The sequence below is a fragment of the Nostoc sp. genome, assembly GCF_036919615.1.
Lineage (GTDB): Bacteria > Cyanobacteriota > Cyanobacteriia > Cyanobacteriales > Nostocaceae > Nostoc.
Genome location: NZ_JBALCN010000044.1, coordinates 46,433 through 71,263, shown reverse-complemented (window position 1 = coordinate 71,263; position 24,831 = coordinate 46,433). Strand labels below are relative to the sequence as shown.

The window sequence follows — 24,831 nt, the reverse complement described above, 5'->3', positions numbered from 1 at the left end:
GGATTTGTAACTCTACATCCATTGCCCTACTTACCTTTCAGGGTTTTTTCTGTTCATTCTTTTATTCAGAATACCCGGAAAGTGACAGAAGAGGGCTATAGCGTTTCTCGAATGGAAGCAATACATTTTGACCTCACTTCCATTCCTCTCCCCTTTTAGGAGAGAGGCTTTGAATCTTACTCCCCAACGCTAGTAGGGAAGGGGCTGTTCTTGTTAGGTCTGTATTCTATGCAATTGAGAACCGCTATATTTGATTTTTGAACAAATATATAGGGGAGCTTTCTCTTTAACTATCAGCCTGATAACTATTCAATGTTGATTGTTTAGTGGTTAAATGATGCCTAGCAACCAGCAATAAGCTTGATAAATATCCACTGTGTGACTATTGTATCTGATAGTATCTGTATAGATAGATACTTCTTTATTTAACAATAATGTGCATCTTTAGTTAGAGGTTTAGTGCATCTGTAAACTGTTCTACTTAAAACAAGTGTAAGGAGTAGCTTATGAGGAGTGATGAGGAGAAATTTTCCTCACTTCTCATGTTCTTAAAGATATGGCAACTTAAAACAAGCTTTAAGAATCTAAATTAGTCTTGACAAAAACCTTTGCTAATGTATCAATGAAAGAATCAGATTTATCGTTTAATTTATTTTTTAAGGGTCAAAGCGATCGCACCTGCTAACTTGTGATTTTGGATCATGCCTGAGATATTAAGATCCTGAATTATTACCAATGCGTGGTTTTTGCATAAGTAAGTAGTAATCTTGTGAAGACTGTCTTTTCTTGGTAGGACTTATGCACAGGTAACAGAAAATCGAAGTATGCTGTTTCTTCCCACTGGAGAACTTTTTTTGCCACCTAACTCTAACCTACTTTTTCCATGCCTCTGGGACTTTTGCAAGAGGTCTATTGAAGTTGTTCAATTAGCTCAAGAATTTGTTGGTAATACTGGATATTTCCTTCTTGATAATACAAGTCTGCGGATTTCTGGAAATCGGCAATTGCTGCTTGAGAGTCTCCCAGATTTTGGTAGACATCTGCCCGAAGGATGTAAGCTGAAGCCCAATTAGGCTGACACTGTAAGGCTTGGTTTAAGTCTGCAAGCGCTCCTTGTAAGTCTTTTAATAAAGAACGGCTACGACCCCGATTATACCAGTCTTCAGCAAAGCTGGGATCGATCGCAATCGCTCGATTGTAATCTTCTATTGCCCCTTGATAGTCTTCTAAGGCATAGCGAGCATTAGCGCGATCGCTGTAAAATGCGGCAGATTGGGGATTAATTTCCAAAGCTTGGGTGTAATCTGCGATCGCACTTTCATATTCTTCTAAAGCATAGTGGGTTGAACCTCGGTTGTAATATGCTTCAATTAAATCAGGATTAATTTGTAATGCTTGATTATAATCTGCGATCGCCCTCTGTTCATCCCCTAAAAGACGACAAGCATTTCCTCGATTGCAGTACGCTTGAGAAAATTCCGGCACAAGCTCTATTGCTTGGGTGTTATCGTCAATTGCTCCCTGTAAGTCTTGCAGGGCTTCACGGGCAATCCCCCGACCATAATAAGCTGCGGCTAAGTTATCATTAATCTGTAATGCCCGATCATAATCTTTAATTGCTCCTTTATGATCTGCTAAAGAACGACGAGCCGCCGCGCGATCACAATATCCTTCAGCTAAACTAGGATTGAGTTGTAATAGGCGATTGCTATCTTCAATTGCACCTTGATAGTCTCCCAGTCGACGACGAGCATTCGCCCGAAAGCCGTATACTAAAGCTAGAGTCGGATTTTCTTGTAACGCTTGGTCATAATCGGCGATCGCACCCTCATAATCCTCAAGAGTACTACGGACAAGACCCCGCTCACAATAGGCTTGCAGATCATCCGGATTCAACTTTAATGCTTGGTTAAAATCCTCAATTGCTCGGTGATATTCTTTGAGATGAGCAAGAACCAGACCCCGATTGTAATATGCCCCGGCAAACTTGGGGTTAATTTCTAGGGCGCGGTTGTAATTTGCGATCGCACTTTGATAGTCTGCTAAAGCGTAGTGGGCATTACCTCGATTATGATAAGCCTCCACCAAGTTGGGATTTAATTGTAATGCTTGGTCATGATCGGCGATCGCTTCCTGATAATTGCCTAAGATATGATGAATATTACCCCGATTGCTGTAAGCTGCGGCAAAATGGGGATGCCACTGTAAAGCTTGTTGAAAATCTGCAATTGCTCCTTGATGATTACCGCTCTCAAAACAAGCTACACCCCGATTATGATAGGCATTGGCAATATCAATATTGATATTATCAGCTAATTGGGTACTAGTTTCTATTGTTTGGATATAATCAGCGATCGCTTTGTCGTAGTTTTCTAAGGCAAAGTAAGCATTACCCCGGCTGTGGTAAGATTGGGCGAGATTAGGATCGATTTGTAATGCTCGGTTATGATCCGCGATCGCTCCTTGATAATCGGCTAAAAAGTAACGTGCATTACCTCGGTGACAGTAAGCTGTGGCAAAATTGGGATTGATTTCTATGGCGCGATTAAAATCTGCGATCGCACTGCGATAATCTTTGAGTTGACCACTGAGAATAATTCCTCGATTATGGTAAGCTTCAGCATAGTTAGGGTTGAGCTTGATTGCTTGGGTGTAAGCTGCGATCGCTCCTTGATAATCCCCTTGCAAACTGTGGTTTAATCCTTGGTTTAAGAATTCTTCAGCATTCATGTAATTTTTTTGGATTTCGACATTCCGTAGCTTTCAGGCAACGGGATTCTTAACGATATGTTTTGAAAATAGTTCTAGCTATTATTGTGCCTCTTGTTAAGATTTTAATTCCTGATTTTCTGTTAGCTTTCAAAAAATATTTTTCCTCGTTCCCAGTCTCAGACTGGGAATGCATTCATCAAGGCTCTGCCTCAATGTTCTGACTATTTATTCTTCTGGGGTAGATATCTTACTCGCCCTTTTTTATAAGTATTTCTATAGTAGCTTATGACACATTTAATTAAGTGCGATCGCATCTACTATCAACATGGCTAAAGAGTCTCAAAATCGGTTAAAACATTTTGCTGCTTTAAAGTCCAGATATCAAGCAACTCAATATCAAGATTCATCACCCGCTAGTCTGCTGTATCTCATACTACGAAAAGTTGATATAGGAATTGAACTCCTTGACTTAGAATTTAATTGGTTACAAGAACATGAGCTTTTTGAAACCCTTGAAATTATCTGGCTACAACAATTTAGGATGGGAGAATCAAAAAGACTAGAAGATGAATTTTCTCATCTTAAAGCTAAGTATAAAGTTGCCAAAAATTGGGAATCATCAGTAAGTAGTGTTTTGTATCCGATACTTTGGAAACTTGAATCAGAAAATAGTTTGACTGATTCAGAAGTAAAATTATTGCAAGATAATAATCTTACTCAAATAGTTACAATTGCTCAAGATATAAAATATTTTGCACAACTCAAGGAGAAATATCAAGCCACCAAGTATCAAGATTCACATCCTGATAGCCAACTGTATAGAATACTAAAAAAGCTAGACACAGAAGCAATTTTAAATGATAATGAATACGAGTGGCTGTTAAATAATGAACTTTTTGAAGCTATAGAAATTTTTGAAAAACGAGAGTCTGCAAGACAAGCTAAAGTTACCCAGCTAAAGAGTAAGTATCAAGCAAGCCAACACCCAGACACATCCTTATCAAGTCAACTATATCAAATACTCCAAAAACTTGATGCGGACAAAAAATTAATTTATTCAGAAATTTACTGGCTAGAACAGCAAGGACTTACCGAAACAATTGCTATTGCTGAAGAACTCGAACGAAAACGAGAATTTATTGCATTGAAGGCAAAGTATAAAGTTAGCCAATATGAAGATTTATCCTCTGCTAATTATTTATATGAAATTTTGAAAAAACTTGACTCAGAATTTCATTTAAATGAGCAGGATATTAATTTTTTAAGACAGTCTCAATTGCTTGAAACAATTGAAATTGCTAATGATAAATATGCTTTTGTTTTGAAGCCAAAGATAGTATCATTAATCGTTCTGAGCGATTTAGAAATTGACTGGCTAAGAAATAATAAATATGAAGATATTATTATTTTAGCCCAACACAAGCACTTTGCTGCGCTCAAAAGAAAATATGGATTGGTAGATCCTTTACTTCCGCTAGAGCCATTTTACGCGATCATGATCAAACTAGAGAAAAAAGAACGGTTAGATCCTAAGTTTGTTTTTCAGCTTATGGAAGAGGGGCTATTATCTAATGATGAGAAAATTGCTCTCGCCTATTACAAACTAGAAGCAGAGTTTTATGAACAAGAACTTTGACGTACTGGACATAAATGGAATATTCCCACAGCTAGTAGTTTTTGGCACAAAGCAAATGAACCTGAACGGGCTTTAAAACTTACTAATATTGACTTAAATAGAGTCAAGGATAGTAATCTAAAATCAGCTATTTTAGTCACTAGAGGTGCAGCATTCAGAGATAGTGATAAATCAGATGATGCAGAAAATTGTGCGATAAAAGCTATGGAGTATCAGCCTGATAGTCATCAACCATACACCTTAATGGGTGCTATATGTTATGACAAATATAACTATGAACAAGGTAATTATTGGTTTGAACAAGCGATTCAGCGTGGGGCTGAAACTAAAGATATAGATGCTGAAATAAAACGAGTAATCAGGAGTACAAAAGATGAGAATAAACGACATGAAGCAGCAGAATATTTACTAAAAAAAGATTCGCAACGCTACTCTTGGGCTAAGTCTTATCTCCAAAAATCGTCAGACAATGGTAAATAAACTGGCTTGCATTAGCAAACTACCAACATGACCAGATTTATTCACGACCAATTCGCCAAAGACTATCTCGAACAATTACTCACTCCTTACGGCGAAGTCCAAGCACCTAGACGAGTTGCAGGATAAGTTAGACAAATTGACGTTTATTTCATCCCTAAACCACAACCAAGTAACATACCAGAAACACTCGGATTATTAAGTCAACTTGTCACTACCCCTTCTCTATTTGAACCCTTTCGTAACGCAGCGTCAGCTACAGAAATTTGCGATTGTCTATTAAAATTATTAGAGGTACGTGGCGATTTACAACGACAAGCCAATCGAAATAAAACACGCATTCTAGAATCTGATTTACCAAAATTATGGATTCTTACCCCCACAGCATCAGCGCAATTATTATCAGGATTTGGTGCTAACCCAAAAGATGACTACCTGCCTGGAATACACTTCATGCCAAAATATTTGTGTACTGCGATAGTAGCAATTCATCAGTTGCCTTCTATCTCAGAAACCTTATGGCTGAGAATCATTGGTAGAGGAAACGTTCAAAAGCAAGCAATTGACGAACTAGAAGCACTTACTCCTGATAATCCTTTCCGAAAAGCAGCGTTAGAATTGCTGTACAACTTGCAACAAAACTTACAAGTTACTCAAAATCAAGACGAGGAAGATAGGGAATTACTTATGCGATTAGCACCACTTTACCAATAAGACCGAGAACAGGCGATACAAGAAGGTGAACAACGGGGACTCGAAACAGGAATTCAGCAGGGAGAACGCTTGGTGGTGGAAAACTTGCTGAAAGTTCGTTTTGGTGAAATAGATAATGAGCTTCAAGAAATTATTGAACCTTTATTAGCGTTACCACCAGAAGAGTTTACGCCTTTACTATTGCAGTTATCCCGTGAAGAATTAATTAATCGGTTTTGCTAGTGTTAATCACATATCTTTTAATGATTAAGATAAAGATTAAAGGAGATGGAAAAAAGTTAAACTATTTCTCCTTTTTGTTTTATCCACTTTTTACCTCGCGTTACAATGTAAAGTTGAAGACATTAATCCAATAGGATAAAAATTATTTCTAATTTTTTATCAAAGAAAAGTTTTATTTTATAGGTTTGTATAAATGGATTTTCTGACAATTCTCGGATTAGCTGCTGCCACACTAACCACCACTGCCTTTTTACCACAGATGTTTCAGATATGGCGAACAAAATCAGCAGAAGATGTTTCTTTCATCATGCTGATTACATTTATCCTCGGTGTTTTTTTGTGGTTAATTTACGGAATTTATCTACAAGCCTTACCAATTATTGTTGCTAACAGCTTGACATTGTTTTTTAACTTGATAATTCTATGGCTTAAAATTAAATATAGATAAAGAAGACCTGACGATTATAAATAAGTCGCGGCTACACAAACTCTCGTCAGCCTGCGCGGACTAAAATCAAACCCCCCTCGTGGGTTTTGCCTGTATAGGCGCGACTTAGAGTCGTCCACATTTTCACAAACACCCGTAAAAAACGCCTGTGACATCATCTGTATTTGACTCTGAACGCCTTCTGTTTATACCCAGCACCCCAGATACCAACGCTATCCCCATAATCTTCGCCTTTCCCAATGAGTACAGCGTAGGTATCACTAGCCTCGGCTATCAGGTAGTTTGGGCAACTTTGGCAATGCGTGATGATGTGCAGGTGAGTCGTCTGTTTACAGATACTCACGAACAACTCCCCAGAACACCGGAAATTGTGGGATTTTCGATTTCCTGGGAACTGGATTATGTGAATGTTTTAAATTTGCTGGAATCTTTAGAAATTCCCATTCTGGCTACTTCTCGCGATGATTCTCATCCGATAATTTTTGGTGGTGGGCCTGTTCTCACAGCTAATCCCGAACCTTTTGCAGATTTTTTTGATGTAATTTTACTGGGGGATGGCGAAAACCTGTTAGGGAATTTTATTGAGGCTTACAAAGAAGTGAGAAATGCTTCTAGACAAACTCAACTAAAAAGACTTGCACAAGTCCCAGGAATTTATATTCCCAGTTTATATGAGGTGGAATATCACGCAATAGATGGGGCGCTAAAGTCAATTAAACCAATTTCTCCAGAAATTCCTGCAGTAGTGCAAAAGCAGACTTATCGCGGAAATACTCTCTCAGCATCGACTGTTGTCACTGAAAAAGCCGCATGGGAAAATATTTACATGGTAGAAGTGGTGAGAAGTTGTCCAGAAATGTGCCGCTTTTGTTTGGCAAGTTATCTCACACTGCCTTTTAGAACAGCCAGTCTTGAAGGTTCATTAATTCCAGCGATCGCAAAAGGTTTAGAAGTTACAAATCGGCTAGGATTATTGGGGGCTTCAGTAACTCAACACCCAGAATTTGAGACTTTACTGGATTATATTAGTCAGCCAAAGTATGATGATGTCCGTCTCAGTATCGCTTCAGTGCGAACCAATACCGTAACAGTCCAGTTAGCAGAAACTTTGACGAAACGAGACACGCGATCGCTTACCATTGCTGTAGAAAGTGGTTCCGAGAAAATCCGGCAAATCATCAACAAAAAGCTGCATAACGACGAAATTATCCAAGCAGCCGTAAATGCCAAAGCTGGCGGATTAAAAAGCTTGAAACTCTACGGAATGGCAGGAATTCCTGGTGAGGAACCAGAGGATTTAGAGCAAACTGTGGCAATGATGCGTAGTATCAAAAAAGCTGCACCGGGATTGCGCTTAACATTCGGATGCAGCACCTTTGTACCCAAAGCACACACACCATTTCAATGGTTTGGGGTGAATCGCCAAGCAGAAAAGCGGTTGCAGTTTTTGCAAAAACAACTAAAACCCCAGGGGATAGAGTTTCGCCCAGAAAGCTATAATTGGTCAATTATACAAGCTTTGTTATCGAGAGGCGATCGCAGAGTGTCCCAACTCCTCCAACTTACTCGTGACTTTGGCGACTCCTTGGGTAGCTACAAACGGGCTTTCAAACAACTCAAAGGACAAATCCCCGACTTAGATTTCTATGTCCACGCCGAATGGTCAACAGAGCAGGTATTACCCTGGAGCCACTTGCAAGGGCCTCTGCCACAGTCTACACTACTAAAGCATTTAACTGATGCTAAGAGTTATATCAACCCATCCCCAAAGGAATTACAGCCATTGAATTCATAGCTGAAAACTTAATGCAAAACACAGCCGAGTATTACTGCGCCTATTGCGGCGAACCGAACTTAACTTTTATTGATTTGAGTGCTGGAGGACAGCAATCTTACATTGAAGATTGTCAAGTTTGCTGTAACCCAAATATTTTGTATGTGCGGGTTGATGAAGATACCCTAGATATCGAAATTGATACCGAATCCGAAAGTTGAATTTTAGGTTTTTCTTTCCATGCTGTACTTTAAACATTCCTCAGTAATTAATGCCCCACCAGAAGTAGTTTGGAAATTTCACGAAAGGCCAGATATTTTGCAACTGCTGAATCCACCTTGGCAGCCAGTTCAAGTGGTTCGTCGTGAGGGGGGGCTGAACGTAGGCGCTATCACCGAATTTCGCCTGTTTCTCGGCCCATTACCCTTAACTTGGTTAGCGCGTCATACTGAATGTGAAAAATATCGTCTGTTTACCGACGAACAGATATCTGGCCCTTTTGAATCTTGGGTACATCGACATGAATTTGAACCGGAAAATGGCAAAACTAGGCTGACTGATGCTATTTCCTTCTCTATGCCTGGGGGAGGAACAGTTGAATTTGTCAGCGGTTGGTTAGTGCAAGTACAACTAGAAGCAATGTTTCGCTACCGCCACTATGTGACTAAACGGGAGTGCGAGTCCTGATAAGCTAATCCTCCTTCCTTTTCCCAGGATAATTCACTTTTAGTAAGTGGCTCCAGCCCTTTAACCTATCTGGCAAAAATTAATTATCCTGATTCTTCAAACCTTGTTGGGAAATCCACTTTATCAAACCAGGAAACAACCGATACAAGCCAATAACACTCAGGAAACCTTCTAACTTTCGTTAGATTTTTTCTGACATCTAAAATACTATTTTGCTAATTTCAAAGTATTTCCTGATTATCTAAATTTCATCCTTTAGGCTTATTTACACTTTAGTATTACAGACAGATAGCTTTCGCCAGCTTCGGCTGTTTAGAAAGTACTATATGGCAAACACTGGTTTTTATGATTACTATAGTTTTCAGTGTTATGACTTATATTGTCTAAAATATCAATCAAAATACTTGTTGGTATCGGCTTGTATGTGTAATAATAGTTAAAGTATTTTAATATTTATAAACATTTTCAAGTATTGGCACTGTCCAATGTGAAATACTGACCGCTAAAAGAGTTTTCTGGCTGGTGGTTAGTACTTTTTGTGGTGACTATATTTTAGGAATTTTCACCTGAATGTTAGGCGGAGTAAAAGTGTGATTCAATTAGAACAACCACCCAGTCATCAAACAAAACTGACCACAGTAGTAAAAAGTAAATCTCAGTTTAAGGGACTTTTTATTGCTATTGTCATTGTTAGCGCATGGGTCATTAGCCTGAGTTTATTACTTTCCCTTGACATCTCTAAGTTAAAATTGTGGGTGTTATTGCCTGTTATCCTATGGCAAACATTTTTATATACGGGATTATTTATTACATCTCATGATGCCATGCATGGGGTAGTGTTTCCCCAGAACACCAAGATTAATCATCTTATTGGGACATTAACCCTATCTCTTTATGGTCTTTTACCATATAAAAAATTATTGAAAAAACATTGGGTGCATCACCACAATCCCGCAAGTGAAACAGACCCAGATTTCCATAATGGGAAAAACAATAATTTCTTTGCTTGGTATTTTCATTTTATGAAGGGTTACTGGAGTTGGGGACAAGTGATTGCTCTGACTATTATCTATCACTTTGCTAATCACATTCTTCATATACCCCACGCTAATCTAATAACCTTTTGGGTGATTCCCTCGCTTTTAAGTTCATTCCAATTATTTTATTTTGGTACTTTTCTACCTCATAGCGAACCCATAGGAGGTTATATTCAGCCTCATCGTGCCCAAACGATTCCCCGTCCAATTTGGTGGTCATTTATCACGTGCTATCATTTTGGTTATCACGAGGAACATCACGAATATCCCCATGCTACTTGGTGGCAGTTACCAGAAATTTACAAAACAAAATAGTTCTAGTTTATCTAAATATCATGACGACAAGAGTCACCGAATTTTAGATTTTAAATTTTGGATTTTCGATTGAAATTTCTTGCATCCAAAATTTAAAAAAGTCTGTCTTTTGTACGTTTCCAAGAGTTGCCTCTGAATTTAAATGCGAGAATAAATCTCAAATCGAAAGTCTCAAATTAAACCGTGAGTAACTGACTTGATTACTGGGGTCAATCTAAAATCTAAAATCCAAAATTGTCTGATACGGTAATCTATATAGTTTGAGCAAGGCATTCTTTTAGATTATCCTGCTTATGCCAATTAATAATTCTCGTGTTGTCACCTATAGCCCTGCTTATACAATTGTTCCCACTTACGAGTGCTTTAATCGCTGTAGTTACTGCAACTTTCGCAGTGAACCGGGTAAAAGTCCCTGGATGAGTCTTTCCGATGCAGAAAGTATTTTAAAACCACTTCAAAGCGAAAAAGTCTGTGAAATCCTTATACTCAGCGGTGAAGTGCATCCTCATTCGCCAAGGCGTCAGGCGTGGTTTGGGCGGATTTATGATTTGTGTGAATTAGCGCTTGCAATGGGGTTTTTACCACATACGAATGCGGGGCCACTGAGTTTTGAGGAAATGGAAAAGCTCAAGCGTGTAAATGTTTCGATGGGGCTGATGTTGGAACAGTTAACGCCAACATTGTTAAATAGTGTACATCGGCACGCACCGAGTAAATTACCAGAAGTCAGGCTGCAACAATTGCAATGGGCGGGAGAGTTGCAGATTCCGTTTACAACTGGGTTACTGTTAGGAATTGGGGAAATAGTTGATGATTGGTGGGAAACATTAACAGCTATATCTCAACTGCATCAACGTTATCACCACATTCAAGAAGTTATCCTGCAACCTCATAGTCCAGGACATCAGCAAACCTTTGATGCACCACCTTTTGACCCCCATCAGTTACCAGAAGTCATTTTCAAGGCGCGTCAGATTTTACCGCCAGATATTACCATTCAAATTCCGCCGAATTTAGTTAAAGATGACCGATGGTTACTTACTTGTATTGAAGCTGGTGCGCGAGATTTGGGCGGAATTGGGCCAAAAGATGAAGTGAATCCTGATTATCCTCATGTTCAGGAACAGGCATTAAGAGAAATTTTACAACCTGCGGGGTGGGAATTGGTGCCCCGTTTGCCAGTTTATCCGCAATTTGATAGCTGGTTGTCGGGGGAATTACAAACAGCGGTGAAGCGCTGGCGCAAGACTCTAACCCTAGTTTCTCTTTTGTAAGAATAGGGAAGTAGAGATTTTGCCATCTCGTAGTACTTTTTTGCTGACGAATATTTGATGTGCGTTCATCCACCTTTGAACTCCATTAATGAACCTCTGAACTCCATTAATGAGCCTTTGAACTTCATTAATGAACCTCTGAACTCCGTTAATGAGCCTTTGAACTTCATTAATGAACCTCTGAACTCCATTAATGAGCCTTTGAACTCCATTAATGAGCCTTTGAACTCCGTTAACGAGTATTTGAACTGGATTCATCTACCTCAATTCTATATAATCTCGATTATTATGAGCATCATTGCTATATTTTTTACCTATGGTTAATAGTACTGACTTACTCTCAAACCTCTACAACGCCTTTAACCCCTTTGAACCCTTACCCGCAGGTGATCCAAAATATGTAGATTGTCAGGATGTGCGGGGAGATGCGGATATTGAGCAAGAGTTGGGAAATCGAATGCGACTAGCAAATACAAATACTTGCCAATTGTATTCTGGTCATCGGGGTGCGGGGAAGTCTACAGAATTACTCAGGTTAAAGAAGTATTTAGAAAATCGGCAATTTTATGTAGTCTATTTTGCGGCTGATGAAGAGGATATCGATTCTGAAGATGCCCAATATACAGATATTCTCCTCGCCTGTACCCGCCGTTTGCTCAAAGATTTAAAAGAAATTGCCAGTCCTGATCCTATACTCAACTGGTTAAAAATTCGTTGGGAAGATTTAAAAGATTTGGCGCAGACTCCCATAGAGTTTGAGAGTCTGGGAGTAGAAGCCAAACTTGCTCAGTTTGCCAAGTTGACCGCAAATTTAAGGGCTGTTCCGGAATTACGTCATAAGATTCGCCAAAAAATTAATCCTTACACCGTCACTTTAATTCAGGTGTTGAATGAGTTTCTAGCGGATGCAAAAAAGAACTTACCTACGGGTAAAACTCAACTGGCGGTAATTGTCGATAATTTAGACCGGATGGTGTTAGTCAAAGACGGAGAACGCACCAACTATGAGGAAGTCTTTTTAGACCGCAGCGAACAACTCCAAGCTTTAGATTGCCATTTGATTTACACTGTCCCCATTTCAATGGTCTATTCTACCAGAGCAACAGACCTCAGAGATATCTACGGCGATCCCCAAATTTTGCCGATGATTATGGTAAACACTCTCAAAGGAGACATTTACCAGCCAGGACTCAAGAAAGTTAAGGAGGTAATTAATAAGCGAGTCCGGCAAATTGCACCCGAACTATCATTAGAGAAGGAAATTTTCGACAGTCCCCAAACCTTAGACAGACTTTGTTTGATGAGTGGAGGTCATGTGAGGAATTTGCTATTGTTAACTCAAGATGCCATTGGACGCACTGAAGAGTTACCTGTTTCAGAAAAGGCGGTGCGACGAGCAATTACTCAAGCTAGAGATACTTTTCGCCGTGCTGTGGAAAATCATCAATGGTGTCTGTTAGCAGAAGTGTCTTCTTCTAAACGGATTATTAATGATGACTTGTATCGGAGCTTGATGTATAATCGCAGTCTTTTAGAATACCGATATTTGGATGATGAGGGAGAGATGCAGCGTTGGTATGATATTCATCCATTGATTCAAGGAATTCCAGAATTTAAAGAAGCCGTAGCGAAACTTTCATGAACCCAAATTTAAGTGATTGGGATGATGATTTACCCCCAGAACCAGAAGAAGCTTATCAAGACTTGCTTCGCGCACTGAAGCGGAAATCAGGATTTGGTTTGTTTTTTGTGCAATGTACACCTGTGGAAGCAGACAAGTTTATTGTCAAACTTCCCCAGGAGATTCCGCAGAAGAAGATTGCAGTTTTACGCTTGGTTGAAGCAATAGATAATTTATATCAGCCAGTAGCAGAGTTTATTAAAGACAAGCAAATTGATATTTTATTAATAAAAGGTCTGGAATATTCTTTATATAAGTATGAGAAAAGAAATTTTGGGGAAATTACCGAAGGACAATTTAGTAATTTAACCAGTGTTCCGCATATTTTAAATCACTTAAACCAACAGCGAGAACGCTTTCGAGATGATTTTCCAATTAGCTTTGTTTTTCTTTTGCGTTCATTTTCAATAAACTATTTTATTAATCGCGCCCCAGATTTTTTTGATTGGCGTTCTGGAGTGTTTGAATTACCTACAACGCCAGAAGTGGTAGAACAAGAATCAAATCGTCTGCTTCTAACGGCAGACTACAAGGAATATTTGAAACTCAGTCCTGAACAAAAAATTGAGAAAGTTATCGAAATTCAAGATTTATTGACAGAAAAACATCAGCCTGAGACTCGTAAAGCAAGTTTACTCCTTGAGCTAGGAGATTTACTAACCACTGCTAAAGAGTATGAAGCAGCGATCGCATTTTATGACCAAGCACTAAAATTTCAACTAGATAACCACAAAGCTTGGAATAGGCGAGGTGTTGGGCTGGGCAGTTTAGAACGCTACGAGGAGGAAGTAGCATCTTACGATAAAGCGATAGAAATTAAACCAGATTATCACTTAGCTTGGTATCACCGAGGTATCGCGCTTAAAGACTCAGGTAAATGGAAGGAAGCTCTCGCTAGCTGGGAAAAGGCGATAGAAATAGAACCAAATGACGACTCAACCTTGAACTGGCTAGGAAATGCTTTAGATAAACTAGGTCAATCAGAAGAAGCAATAATTTATTATGACCAAGCCATTGCCCTTAATCTCAACCATCCTCATTCTTGGTATAACCGGGGTATTGCGCTACGCAATTTAGGACGCTATGAAGAAGCGATCGTTTCTAACGACCAAGCACTGAAATTTAAAGCAGATGACTACGAAGCTTGGTACTTGCGAGGCAGTGTGCTAAATGATTTAGGACGCTATGAAGAAGCGATCGCATCCTACGACCAAGCACTAAAATTGAAACCTGATTATCACGAAGCTTGGTATTTTCGGGGGGCTGCATTAATTAAATTAGGTCGCTGGAAAGAAGGAAATAAGAGTATTAGCAAGGCAAATGAAATCAATCCTGATTTTGTGAGAGATATATTTCATATTCAGAAAAAACAAATACTTGCTAGTTTACTTCAAAAATTGGGATTGCAAAAATTAGTTCAAATTTGGACAGCCTTCTTAAGAATAATTAGATTTAGGCATTGAGTCCGCGACCTTGGTATTAAAGTCTATAGTTGAATGGTTGAAGCGATCGCCCTCATACATTGACTGAAAATACTAACTGATTAAATTTGTTTCTTCACCCACTCCCGAAAATTTTGTGTCATTTTCATCACGCCAATTCTTTGACTTTCAGCTAAAAATCGAGCAATTTCAATTAAAGGCAATTGTGCAAAACATGGCGAATTATTACACTCTATATATTGCCCTTGTTGCAGTTGGTAAATATATAGCACACCTTCGTCATAACGCCAAATTTCCATAACACCTAAAGACGCATAAATATCGAATTTATTCAGCGAAGAACTCGTTAAATCTATTTCTACTAATAAATCCGGTGCTGGGTCACAATTCAAATCAATTTCTGATTTGTTCCTCACCAACCCTTCATTGCGAATATAGTAACTGCTATCTGGTTCCGCACCACGCCGCAAATCTTCCCGTTTCAAAGTCGTTGAACCTGTAGGAAAAATCTCTAAATTCAACTCTTCACCCAAAACGAAAATGAGCATTTTCAACAAGCAATTCCAATGTTCATGCGGCATTAGTGGAGTCATAATTTCCAGCATTCCTTGGTCATAGGTGATTCGAGAGGCTCTATCCTCTCCCATCTCAGCTAGCATGGTTTCAAAAGTCTGCCAACTGATATTTCTCAATACAGCCCTTTGTTCTGAGGCGGCGCGTGTTGTTACCATTGCTTGATTTGTGGGTTAATACCACCAAAATAGCGTCAAATCAAGACGCCTGTGAACTAATTCATAATGCATCCCTCAAGGGAGAGAGATAGGAGCCGAAACCCTGTTGTAAAATAGACATATAAGAATTGGGGGGGCCATTTAACTGGTCATAAACGCCTATAGAAACTATTTTTGGAAATCTCCAAGGTTTGAAGTCCAGCCAGCTGAAACAACTACAGCGGCTGTATCACCAGCGCATACCAGGCGATCGCATCACCACGCCTGAGTTTTCCCAGCGTCTGGCAGCAATTAGCACAGAAGTCAATCAGCCTGTGTGCGCCTACATCAACCGTCGCGGACAAGTGATTCGCGTCGGGGTAGGCACACCGCGTCAAACGCAAATACCACCGCTGGAATTGCCCCGTTACGGTGCAGAACGACTCAGCGGTATTCGTTGTATTGCCACACATCTGAAGCCAGAACCGCCAAATGAGGCGGCGCTCACGGCTATGGCACTGCAACGCTTAGATGCCCTAGTTGTCCTAAACATTACTGGAACGGGATTTACACGGCGGGGAGGCGGTTCGACTGGGTACGTCAAAGAAGCTTATTTAGCTCATCTGACACCCCAAGAATCTCGCACCCTGATTACTAGTACTGCGGCTCCCAAGGTAGGGGAAAGCCAAATCCAATCTCCAAGTTGGAATATATCGCCACCTCTGGACTTGGATGATCTGGCAGACCAGGATTTAGTAGACTTGGTAGAAAATCTGGAAGCGGAATTCCAGCGGGAATTTATCGCCCAGGAAGTAGATGCTGACCACGATCGCGTGCTGATTGTGGGGCTGATGACCAGTGAAATGACTCCCCTACAATTCCAAGACAACCTATTGGAATTGGCACGTTTAGTTGATACCGCTGGGGGAGATGTATTACAGACAATACAACAAAAGCGATCGCGTATTCATCCCCAGACGGTAGTTGGTGAAGGTAAGGTGCAAGAAATTGCCCTAACTGCCCAAACACTAGGAGTTAATCTCGTCGTCTTCGACCGCGACCTTTCACCCTCCCAAGTCCGCAACTTAGAAATGCAAATTGGTATCCGGGTGGTTGACCGCACCGAGGTCATTTTGGATATCTTTGCCCAACGCGCTCAGTCCCGTGCTGGTAAGTTGCAAGTAGAACTAGCACAGCTAGAATACATGCAGCCGCGACTGGCTGGTAGAGGTCGCACCATGTCGCGATTAGGTGGTGGTATTGGAACTCGTGGCCCTGGTGAAACCAAACTGGAAACTGAACGACGTGCCATTGGGCAGCGCATTTCCCGACTGCAAAAAGAAGTCGATCAGTTGCAGGCCCATCGTTCGCGATTACGGCAGCGACGGCAGCATCAGGAAGTTCCCTCAGTGGCTTTGGTTGGATATACCAACGCTGGCAAGTCCACTTTGCTAAATGCTCTCACGAATGCAGAAGTTTATACAGCCGACCAGCTATTTGCCACTCTTGATCCCACCACGCGCCGTCTGGTAATTCCTCATGGCGAAACTGATGAACATCAGGAAATTCTGATTACAGATACAGTAGGGTTTATACACGAACTGCCTGCATCATTAATGGATGCCTTCCGCGCCACCTTGGAGGAAGTCACAGAAGCCGATGCCCTATTACATTTAGTAGATTTGTCTCACCCGGCTTGGTTGCGTCATATTCGCTCAGTCAGAGAAATCTTAGCGCAAATGCCAATAACTCCTGGCCCGGCGCTGGTTATTTTTAACAAGATTGATCAAGCCGATAGTGAGACACTGGCTCTAGCTAGAGAAGAGTTTCCCCTAGCGGTGTTTATTTCTGCCAGTCAGCGCTTGGGATTAGAAACCCTACGTCACCGCCTTGCCCAGCTAATTGAATACGCCGTTGACAGTAGGTAAATACTGAAATTAAAGTTTTGTATTTCAGTTAAAAATGCCGTAGTTCTATTGACTACGGCATTTGTTATTAAAGATAAAAAATATTTCTACTCCACTAAGCTGAAGTTACCCATATAAATATACTAAATATACTGAAAAAGTTTTTGCCGTAATAGTTTGAGCGATTGGGAACAAAACTGTATGCCTCTGTAGACTGCTTCTGTGTGCCTGCGATCGCAGGCATACGCCACCACAGAGGATGAAATAAATTCAATTATGTTTTATTAAAGATATTTCTAAATTAGAAAATAGTTCATTCCATATGGCATAAGTAGACTAACATACCTCGACTCTAAGCAAACTATACAATTGCTAAAAAGCCTATAAAACAAGCTTTTTAGCGATTTTGGTTTTTGAATGCGTACTCCTCCAAAGAAGCAAGCTACGCGTAGCATGTCTCCAAGGGACTCATCTGTACTAATAACTTAATGTGGCAAATTTAGTTAGTAGCCACTTCTGAGGATAAAGTCAAAAGCAGATCGGGTAGCTACAGCCAGTGGCAAAGTTCTAAAATTAAGAAGTATTAAATCAAGTTGAGGATATCATGGCTGCAAAAGTAGAAATTTACACTTGGAGGACTTGCCCATTTTGCATTCGTGCCAAAAGTTTGCTGAAGAACAAAGAAGTTGAATTTATCGAATATAGCATTGATGGAGATGAGGCAGCCAGAAATAAAATGGCTCAAAGAGCAAATGGACGGCGCTCTTTACCGCAAATTTTCATCAATGATGATCATATTGGTGGTTGTGATGATATCCATGCTTTAGATAGTCAAGGCAAGCTGGATGAGCTACTAACTTCTAGCAATAGCGTGTAGATTCAGAAGGTTTTGCTTGTCGCTAGCGACAAGCCACTGCAATTACACGGCAGTCGCTACAATTCTGGAAAAACAACGCGCTGCTTTGTTTACGGACTTTTATCCCCACAAAACCGATGTCTATCCACAAGATTTTACCCTCCAGGTTCTACTCAGCAGTACAGATGTACGTCAATTGCTAAGATCATCAAGAGATAATAATTGAATAACCATTTAATTTCTTGGCGATTGAGGTATAAAGGGTGAAACTGGCTTTTATCATTGATCCCATCCATCAGCTTGACCCGTGTCATGATACCAGTATTGCCCTGATCGAAGCAGCGCAAATCTTGGGACACGAAGTTTGGGTGACTCAGGCAAACCTGCTGAGTGTGGTGGAGAGCAAAGCTTGGGCTGTCCTACAGCGAGTTGAAGTTGTACCAGTGCAGTTAATGGAGGGACGCTGGGTAGCAGCGAATCCTTGGTATAAGTTGAGCGATTCCTCCTTAACTTTTTTAGAGACAATGGACGCCGTATTTATGCGGACAGATCCACCAGTTAATGATTCCTACCTCTATGCCACCTACATTCTGGATTACATTGACCAAAATAAAACCCTGGTGATTAACAGTCCTAGTGGCATCCGAGGGGCAAATGAAAAAATGTATGCCCTCCAGTTTACCAAAGCGATTCCAGAAACGATTGTCAGTGCTGATAAACAGTTTATTCGGCAATTTGTAGAAGCAAAGGGAGCTGCGGTTCTCAAACCACTGGGTAACAAAGCTGGGGAAGGAATTTTGTTTTTGCAATCAGGCGATCGCAATTTTAACTCCATTGTCGAACTCAGTACTTTCCAAGGTCGAGTGCCAGTAATGGTACAAACCTATCTACCAGAGGCAAAAGAGGGAGATAAGCGAATTATCCTGCTCAATGGCGAACCGATTGGTGCGCTCAATCGCCTCTCTAGCGGAACTGATTTTCGCAATAATATGGCAACTGGTGGCACAGTCGCTCAAACTGAAATTACCCCAAGAGAGGATGAAATCTGTACCCAAATAGCCGAACGCTTACGCCAAGACGGCTTAATTTTTGTGGGTATTGACGTTATTGGTGGCTACCTAACTGAAGTTAACGTCACCAGTCCTACCGGAATTCGTGAGATTGATCGCCTAGATGATACTCGCCTTGGTTATCAAGTTATTCAATGGATTGAACAAACTCTAAAAATCAAAAAATAATTTGCATTTACCTTCTCTTTTTGCTTCGTGTTCTATTCTGCCGAGAGCAGACCTCGTTCGGACGGGCACTTACGTGGTCAAAATTTCTATATTACTCCTTATAAGTAAATATATTTACTTATACGGAATATAAGTTTAATGGATGACAAGGGGTAGATGTAGCGATGTCTACGCATCCGTAGTTGGGCAGGTCTTCCTATTTTTTTGTGACAAAAGCATAGCAGGACATGCGAGTCAGCAGACTCCTGCCCAAGTTCATTCTATAAAGTAGCGTTGACAAGTTTTTTTACCAATTGGCAAAATCGGGGATGGCAACAGATTGCTTACCCCTGCCTTTGGTAAAACCCTGAAACTAGCAGATTTTATACATGCACTCAGCCTGACCTGAGACTGATAAGTTAATCTAAAATCTCAAATCCAAAATCTTTTAATTCCTTGGTGTACGTCGGTTTCTCAGAAAATCAGGTATATCCAATCCAGGTTTTTCTTTTGGTTCCGGAGTTGGAGTTGGAGTTGGAGTTGGAGTTGGGGTTGGGGGATTCACTGTAGGTTGCTGTGTTGTTGGTCGCTTCGAAGTATTAGGGGCTACTCGAACGTTAGCCACGCTTTGTTGTGGCACAGCTTGCACTTCACCTGTAAACCCGGTGGCAATTACAGTAATTCTTACCTCACCTTGGAGTCTGTCATCAATTACGGCCCCAAAAATAATATTGGCGTTGGGATCAACTACTTCATAGATTGCTTCTGCGGCAGCATTCACTTCATGCAAGGTCAGGTCAGTACCACCAGTAATATTAAAAACAACTCCTCTAGCGCCTTCAATAGAACATTCTAGTAACGGCGAAGAAATAGCTGCGATCGCAGCTTCTCTGGCTCTCGATTTTCCAGAACTCACTCCAATTCCCATCAATGCCGAACCCGCATCTGCCATCACAGCTCGGACATCAGCAAAGTCAACATTTACCAAACCAGGAATCGTGATGATATCAGAAATACCTTGCACCCCTTGACGCAGCACATCATCTGCATAGCGAAAAGCTTCTTGTACAGGCGTTTGTTCGGGGATCACTTCCAGCAGTTTGTTGTTGGGGATAATAATCAGTGTATCTACTCTACTTTTTAGTCCTTCAATACCTTGTTCCGCTTGGCTGGTGCGGCGGCGTCCCTCAAACACAAATGGACGTGTGACTACACCAACAGTGAGAGCGCCCATTTCTTTGGCTACTTCTGCCACGATTGGAGCTGCACCTGTCCCAGTACCACCCCCCATACCAGCAGTAATAAATACTAAGTCTGCTCCCTCTAAAGCTGTAGCAATTTCGTCCCGTGATTCTTCGGCTGCCTTTTGACCGATGGCAGGATTACCACCTGCTCCTAAACCCCGCGTTAGCTTCTGTCCAATTTGCAATCTACTTGGAGCGCCAGCTAAGGTAAGAGCTTGGGCATCTGTGTTTATTGACCAAAACTCTACCCCAGAGACATCAGACTCGATCATGCGGTTAACAGCATTGCCACCACCACCACCGACACCAATCACTTTGATGTTGGCGACTCGACCAGGAACAATCTCGCCAATTCGGCTATTTTCCGGAGAAATCTTCTTATTATCGTGATTTTGTCCGAAGTTCAGCCCAGAGTTATTAAAGGGATTGGTTGAGTTAACTGCCAGAGAGAACCCCGGCTGTCCCGTAGATTGGGAATTTTTATAGGTAAGTCCTTGGTTATTATCAAGTGTCATTGGATTTGTGAAAGGGTAGATAAACGACTTTTTCAGGTGTTATTCACCTCAGAGTCAACTTTAGTTTGACAGTGCCACAATACTATGGCACTGTTCTTTATTGTTTTCACTACTGCCAAGCCTAACAGAATTGCCAGTGCGAAAATTTGCTATGGGATAAGCTTTTAAGGCAGCCGATCGCACAGCCAATTCTAGAGAAGTATACCTACATTTATCTAAAAGTGACCTGTATAACTTCAACCAGACATTAATCTCTTGATTATTCTCAGCGGAGGGCATAACTTGTAAAGACACACTATAGCGCCTCTTCTCTGTCTCAACAATAATATTGTTAATAGGTTTCACCATTGGGGATGATTGCAACTTTAGACACAAAACTTACGTTATACTTACTTATCCTTAAGGTGAAAGGTGAAAGTAAGCAAGAATTTACTTGTCAGACTATACCTGATTAACTTGTTGTTTGGGGAGTCTTAATGGAGACTTTGTTGCAGCAATAGTCTATCCTACGAAAACCTTCACTAGTGCGCTCAACAAATCAAGATTTCCTAAGAGGTTTGATTACCCAATAGGAATTACAGCACAGAGTAGTCCAAACTTATTGCCCAGAAGCAATGCTTATGCAACTTTGGGCGGTACGTTACAGATTGAAACTTCGGTAAACTGTCTTTGGAAGTGTCCTCAACAGACCAAAGCCAGAGCGTTTTTGGCTCTGCACTTGGATGGCGGCGTAAACCGTTCTCATCAGTGCCCTCTTTTCGCAAGTCGGATCTTAATGAAAAACTCAAGCATTTCTCTCTTTTTTGCACTGGGTTTAGTCAAAGAATGTATGGGCAGAAGGCGTTTTGCACGCCATAGACCATTATTAGATTGTCTGACATCTTGCACCCTACTATTAGATGTTAAGGTAACAATTGAGAATGTTTTACTCACAATCGAGATTTTATGATTGATCTTCTCATTTTAATTAGAAGTTAATGCCGATTTGCGTGGGATTTGCCAGAAAACTGAAAATAATAAATATATTTATCAGCATAAAGCTTCTTAATTTACTAGGAGCGCTCAATACATTAAACACGCTAGATGTTTTTAGGGATTTTGGGAGTTAATTTTTGGTCTTTTTGGTTCATTTGTACTAAGGGAAATTCGGGATTTTTCAGATCAATATACTCTATTTCACCGGAATTGAGTTTTGCAGCTAAATGGCGCATTTGGGCGAGTAGCTTAATTTGTTCAGACAACTGAGGGCCGGGAACGCCAAGATGCACATTTCCTAGTTCTGTTTTCAAAATTAAATTCGTTGGATTTCGACAATCAATTTCCATTACTTTCACCGGACTTTGGCTGATAGCTTGATGAAGTTGAGTCCAGTAGAGGCAGTATTGTTTTGGTGAACCAATTACTCTGAGATTGGGTAATTTCTTAGTAGGATTCAGTGATGTGTATTTTTCTAAAGGCATCCAGACCCCACTTGCATCTAGTAAGCCGATTGTTACTTTTTTATTGCCAAGTGTTTGAGTCACCGCTACAGGTACTCGTTCTTGGATTTCAATGATTAACCCAGGAGGAAACAGGCGGCGTCTGACGATCGCTTGGGCAATAGTTGGTTGTTTCTTCAAAGAATTAGCGATCGCCGACGGTTCAATTCGCCACAAAGACTGGGGGTAAGATAGCACCAACAGTGACTGAGCTGTCTCATCCGACAGTAATTTATTGCCTGATTTCATCACTATTTGTTTGGGAGCTTTTAGCATCCACACTGGTTGGACTGCCACCCACAGCAATCCACCTGCCAAACTAGTAATGGCAAAGGTTCGCCAAATAGCCTGAATAATTCTCATCTGCCGCTGCCGACGTAATTTTTGACGGCGCTGGGCTAGATCGGTGCGGGAAACTGATATTATGCCAGCCATTCAAACCCCTTTCTGGTTGCAATCCAAATTTCTTGACGCCCTCGGATCATGATTAATTTCAGTAAACATGGCATCTGTTAGCCGCTCTCCTCAAGACTTTTTTATTTTTAGTAACACTTTACAGTAACTACATAAAGATTATCGCGCTAGTGATCATTCCGATTAAAGTTTCCGGTGTCCATTTTTTACTGACTGTAGCCTTTTTAACAAGTTAGTTTGTCAAATTTTTTCCCTAAAGATTACAAAATATTAATTTAGATGTTTAGGATTTTCTTTTCTTGACAAATAGAATATGAAATGATATACCAGTATTCCTAAGCCTCTGTGTACTTTGCTATAATTAATACCAGTCCTACTTCATCAGCTATATAAACTGAGAACCATGTAATCTAGTAGCTTTTTTTACTGATTCACCAAGTCCTAATAGTCTGTGCCAGGTCAAGTAAAACCTACAGATTGTCAAAACTCAATAGCAGGTGTAAAAAGGACAGATATGCTTAAAGTTATTAGGGTCAATTAAATCTCTACCATACTACTGACAGCTACTGACAGTGATCCTGCACCAAATACTGTCCCTTGCAAGACACTACCAACTTGCAAGTTATTCGTATGCCTACATCCTGGATAGAGATTACTTGTATAAAAAATACGAATGAAATTGCATCTACACACACATCTACATACACCTCTACATACATGAAAATGACATTAAATTTGTCACGTTTTTATAAAGCATGTAACCCCAGCTACACGCTAAATATAAGTAACGTGCTAGATCGTCAGTATTACATAGATTTTGCTGATGTACGTGGTTGCAAGATTGTCGAAGAATTGCAACGGACTATCATTCGGATTTCTCCTGATGAGCCAACCTGTCAGTTATTTACAGGTCACATTGGCTGCGGTAAGTCAACAGAATTGCAGCGCCTTAAGACAGAACTAGAAGTCGCGGGATTTCATGTGGTTTATTTTGAGTCCAGTCAAGACTTAGACATGGCAGATATTGATATCAGCGATATTTTGCTGAGTGTAGCTCGTCAAGTCAGTGCCAGTTTAGAAGGCATTGGCATTAAACTCAAACCTGGTTACTTTACCAATTTGTTTAAAGAAGTAGGCGATTTTTTGCAAAGCCCCATAGAGCTTTCTGGACAAGCAGAGTTGTCCTTGGGTATTGCCAAAATTACCGCCAAAACCAAAGATAGTACCCAGTTGCGGAATCAACTGAGGCAATATTTGGAACCACGTACCAATAGTATTTTGCAAGCGATTAACGAAGAAATTTTAGAAAAGGCTATTGAACAGCTAAAGCTGCGGGGTCAAAAAGGACTGGTAGTGATTGTAGATAATTTGGATCGAGTCGATATGCGTCCCTTAGCGTCCGGGCGATCGCAACCAGAATATCTCTTCATCGACCGAGGCGAACAGTTACGCCGACTCAAATGCCACCTAGTTTACACAATCCCCCTTACGTTAATTTTCTCTAATGAGTATGAGACACTGAAAAATCGCCTGGGGGGAGGAATTGCACCAAAAGTACTGCCGATGGTATTAGTGCGGCAAAGAGATGGCAGTGACTACGAACCAGGGATGTCACTAGTGCGCCAGTTAGTTCTAGCAAGAGCTTTTCCAGAAGTTCCTTTGAATGGCAGGCTTTTATTAATTACAGAATTATTCGATCACTCCCAAACCTTGGATCGTCTATGTCGCGTTAGTGGTGGTCACATTCGTAACTTATTGGGTTTACTTTATAGCTGCCTGCAACGACAAGATCCGCCTTTTTCTAAGGACTGCTTAGAAGCCGTGATTAAAGATTACCGTGACGATCTGCTATTAGCTATTAATGAATCCCAGTGGGAATTATTGTTTGAAGTAGTTCAGCAGCAAAGAGTTAAAGGTGAGTCTGACTACCAGAGCTTACTAAGAAGCATGTATCTGTTTGAATATCGCGATCCTCTGGGGCGCTGGTTTGGCATCAGTCCAGCCTTGGCAGAAACAGAAAAAGTTTTGGCTTGGCAACAAAACAAGTAACAGTGCTGAGTAAGTCATTTGT

The 24,831-nt window shown here is 40.7% G+C and carries 19 protein-coding genes and 1 pseudogene; 15 read left to right on the top strand and 5 right to left on the bottom strand.

Annotation, left to right across the window (positions count from 1 at the left end):
* Positions 1-909: 909 nt before the first annotated feature.
* Positions 910-2,730: a tetratricopeptide repeat protein gene (locus V7K48_RS14450; RefSeq protein WP_335073494.1), complete on the bottom strand. Its 1,821-nt coding sequence runs from the start codon at positions 2,728-2,730 to the stop codon at positions 910-912.
* Positions 2,731-3,037: 307 nt separating this feature from the next.
* Between V7K48_RS14450 and V7K48_RS14445 the strand changes: the two genes are divergently transcribed.
* From V7K48_RS14445 to V7K48_RS14395, 11 genes and pseudogenes are all read left to right on the top strand, one after another.
* Positions 3,038-4,348: a hypothetical protein gene (locus V7K48_RS14445; protein ID WP_335073493.1), complete on the top strand. Its 1,311-nt coding sequence runs from the start codon at positions 3,038-3,040 to the stop codon at positions 4,346-4,348.
* 204 nt (positions 4,349-4,552) lie between these two features.
* Positions 4,553-4,828 carry a hypothetical protein gene (locus V7K48_RS14440; RefSeq protein WP_335073492.1) on the top strand — a complete coding sequence of 92 codons (276 nt, stop codon included), beginning with the start codon at positions 4,553-4,555 and terminating at the stop codon, positions 4,826-4,828.
* A 27-nt stretch (positions 4,829-4,855) separates the two neighbouring features.
* Positions 4,856-5,761: pseudogene (locus V7K48_RS14435) on the top strand (hypothetical protein).
* 193 nt (positions 5,762-5,954) lie between these two features.
* Complete coding sequence (locus V7K48_RS14430) at positions 5,955-6,209, top strand: SemiSWEET transporter (RefSeq protein WP_273768214.1); 255 nt, start codon at positions 5,955-5,957, stop codon at positions 6,207-6,209.
* 148 nt (positions 6,210-6,357) lie between these two features.
* Positions 6,358-8,004: a B12-binding domain-containing radical SAM protein gene (locus V7K48_RS14425; protein ID WP_335073489.1), complete on the top strand. Its 1,647-nt coding sequence runs from the start codon at positions 6,358-6,360 to the stop codon at positions 8,002-8,004.
* An 11-nt stretch (positions 8,005-8,015) separates the two neighbouring features.
* Positions 8,016-8,204: a CPXCG motif-containing cysteine-rich protein gene (locus V7K48_RS14420; RefSeq protein WP_190728608.1), complete on the top strand. Its 189-nt coding sequence runs from the start codon at positions 8,016-8,018 to the stop codon at positions 8,202-8,204.
* A gap of 19 nt (positions 8,205-8,223) precedes the next feature.
* Positions 8,224-8,670: an SRPBCC family protein gene (locus V7K48_RS14415; protein WP_335073486.1), complete on the top strand. Its 447-nt coding sequence runs from the start codon at positions 8,224-8,226 to the stop codon at positions 8,668-8,670.
* Between the two features lie 590 nt (positions 8,671-9,260).
* Positions 9,261-10,022, top strand: a complete 762-nt coding sequence (gene crtW, locus V7K48_RS14410; RefSeq protein ID WP_335073485.1) for a beta-carotene ketolase CrtW — start codon at positions 9,261-9,263, stop codon at positions 10,020-10,022.
* A 293-nt stretch (positions 10,023-10,315) separates the two neighbouring features.
* Positions 10,316-11,296 (top strand): 7,8-didemethyl-8-hydroxy-5-deazariboflavin synthase subunit CofG, encoded by a 981-nt coding sequence (gene cofG, locus V7K48_RS14405; RefSeq protein ID WP_335073483.1) that lies wholly within the window; start codon positions 10,316-10,318, stop codon positions 11,294-11,296.
* A 316-nt stretch (positions 11,297-11,612) separates the two neighbouring features.
* Positions 11,613-12,938, top strand: a complete 1,326-nt coding sequence (locus V7K48_RS14400; protein ID WP_335073481.1) for an ATP-binding protein — start codon at positions 11,613-11,615, stop codon at positions 12,936-12,938.
* Entirely contained in the window at positions 12,935-14,440 is a 1,506-nt protein-coding gene (locus V7K48_RS14395) for a tetratricopeptide repeat protein (RefSeq protein ID WP_335073479.1), read from the top strand. Before V7K48_RS14400 ends, V7K48_RS14395 begins: the two co-directional genes overlap by 4 nt.
* 80 nt (positions 14,441-14,520) lie before the next feature.
* On the opposite strand, the gene V7K48_RS14390 is transcribed toward V7K48_RS14395, so the two are convergent.
* Positions 14,521-15,150: a Uma2 family endonuclease gene (locus tag V7K48_RS14390; protein ID WP_335073477.1), complete on the bottom strand. Its 630-nt coding sequence runs from the start codon at positions 15,148-15,150 to the stop codon at positions 14,521-14,523.
* Between the two features lie 161 nt (positions 15,151-15,311).
* Between V7K48_RS14390 and hflX the strand changes: the two genes are divergently transcribed.
* The 3 genes from hflX to gshB all read left to right on the top strand — a co-directional run bounded on the left by hflX (position 15,312) and on the right by gshB (position 19,130).
* Complete coding sequence (gene hflX, locus V7K48_RS14385; protein ID WP_335073502.1) at positions 15,312-17,057, top strand: GTPase HflX; 1,746 nt, start codon at positions 15,312-15,314, stop codon at positions 17,055-17,057.
* 583 nt (positions 17,058-17,640) lie between these two features.
* Positions 17,641-17,913: a glutaredoxin 3 gene (grxC, locus tag V7K48_RS14380; protein ID WP_335073475.1), complete on the top strand. Its 273-nt coding sequence runs from the start codon at positions 17,641-17,643 to the stop codon at positions 17,911-17,913.
* Positions 17,914-18,155: 242 nt separating this feature from the next.
* Entirely contained in the window at positions 18,156-19,130 is a 975-nt protein-coding gene (gene gshB, locus V7K48_RS14375) for a glutathione synthase (protein WP_335073473.1), read from the top strand.
* A 427-nt stretch (positions 19,131-19,557) separates the two neighbouring features.
* On the opposite strand, the gene ftsZ is transcribed toward gshB, so the two are convergent.
* The 3 genes from ftsZ to V7K48_RS14360 form a co-directional block, all read right to left on the bottom strand.
* Positions 19,558-20,868, bottom strand: coding sequence for a cell division protein FtsZ (ftsZ, locus tag V7K48_RS14370; protein ID WP_335073470.1), 1,311 nt, complete (start codon positions 20,866-20,868; stop codon positions 19,558-19,560).
* A gap of 60 nt (positions 20,869-20,928) precedes the next feature.
* A complete protein-coding gene (locus tag V7K48_RS14365; RefSeq protein WP_335073469.1) occupies positions 20,929-21,216 on the bottom strand; it encodes a hypothetical protein in 288 nt (95 codons plus the stop codon).
* A gap of 731 nt (positions 21,217-21,947) precedes the next feature.
* Entirely contained in the window at positions 21,948-22,781 is an 834-nt protein-coding gene (locus V7K48_RS14360) for a cell division protein FtsQ/DivIB (protein WP_335073467.1), read from the bottom strand.
* Positions 22,782-23,477: 696 nt separating this feature from the next.
* Between V7K48_RS14360 and V7K48_RS14355 the strand changes: the two genes are divergently transcribed.
* Complete coding sequence (locus V7K48_RS14355) at positions 23,478-24,809, top strand: P-loop NTPase fold protein (RefSeq protein WP_335073465.1); 1,332 nt, start codon at positions 23,478-23,480, stop codon at positions 24,807-24,809.
* Positions 24,810-24,831: the final 22 nt, after the last annotated feature.

What these genes read in the sequence shown, in the direction of transcription:
- V7K48_RS14450 (WP_335073494.1), bottom strand. Translation starts at nt 2,730, where the DNA reads ATGAATGCTGAAGAATTCTTAAACCAAGGATTAAACCACAGTTTGCAA.
- V7K48_RS14445 (WP_335073493.1), top strand. Translation starts at nt 3,038, where the DNA reads ATGGCTAAAGAGTCTCAAAATCGGTTAAAACATTTTGCTGCTTTAAAG.
- V7K48_RS14440 (WP_335073492.1), top strand. Translation starts at nt 4,553, where the DNA reads ATGGAGTATCAGCCTGATAGTCATCAACCATACACCTTAATGGGTGCT.
- V7K48_RS14430 (WP_273768214.1), top strand. Translation starts at nt 5,955, where the DNA reads ATGGATTTTCTGACAATTCTCGGATTAGCTGCTGCCACACTAACCACC.
- V7K48_RS14420 (WP_190728608.1), top strand. Translation starts at nt 8,016, where the DNA reads ATGCAAAACACAGCCGAGTATTACTGCGCCTATTGCGGCGAACCGAAC.
- V7K48_RS14415 (WP_335073486.1), top strand. Translation starts at nt 8,224, where the DNA reads ATGCTGTACTTTAAACATTCCTCAGTAATTAATGCCCCACCAGAAGTA.
- cofG (WP_335073483.1), top strand. Translation starts at nt 10,316, where the DNA reads ATGCCAATTAATAATTCTCGTGTTGTCACCTATAGCCCTGCTTATACA.
- V7K48_RS14400 (WP_335073481.1), top strand. Translation starts at nt 11,613, where the DNA reads ATGGTTAATAGTACTGACTTACTCTCAAACCTCTACAACGCCTTTAAC.
- V7K48_RS14395 (WP_335073479.1), top strand. Translation starts at nt 12,935, where the DNA reads ATGAACCCAAATTTAAGTGATTGGGATGATGATTTACCCCCAGAACCA.
- V7K48_RS14390 (WP_335073477.1), bottom strand. Translation starts at nt 15,150, where the DNA reads ATGGTAACAACACGCGCCGCCTCAGAACAAAGGGCTGTATTGAGAAAT.
- grxC (WP_335073475.1), top strand. Translation starts at nt 17,641, where the DNA reads ATGGCTGCAAAAGTAGAAATTTACACTTGGAGGACTTGCCCATTTTGC.
- ftsZ (WP_335073470.1), bottom strand. Translation starts at nt 20,868, where the DNA reads ATGACACTTGATAATAACCAAGGACTTACCTATAAAAATTCCCAATCT.
- V7K48_RS14365 (WP_335073469.1), bottom strand. Translation starts at nt 21,216, where the DNA reads ATGGTGAAACCTATTAACAATATTATTGTTGAGACAGAGAAGAGGCGC.
- V7K48_RS14360 (WP_335073467.1), bottom strand. Translation starts at nt 22,781, where the DNA reads ATGGCTGGCATAATATCAGTTTCCCGCACCGATCTAGCCCAGCGCCGT.
- V7K48_RS14355 (WP_335073465.1), top strand. Translation starts at nt 23,478, where the DNA reads ATGAAAATGACATTAAATTTGTCACGTTTTTATAAAGCATGTAACCCC.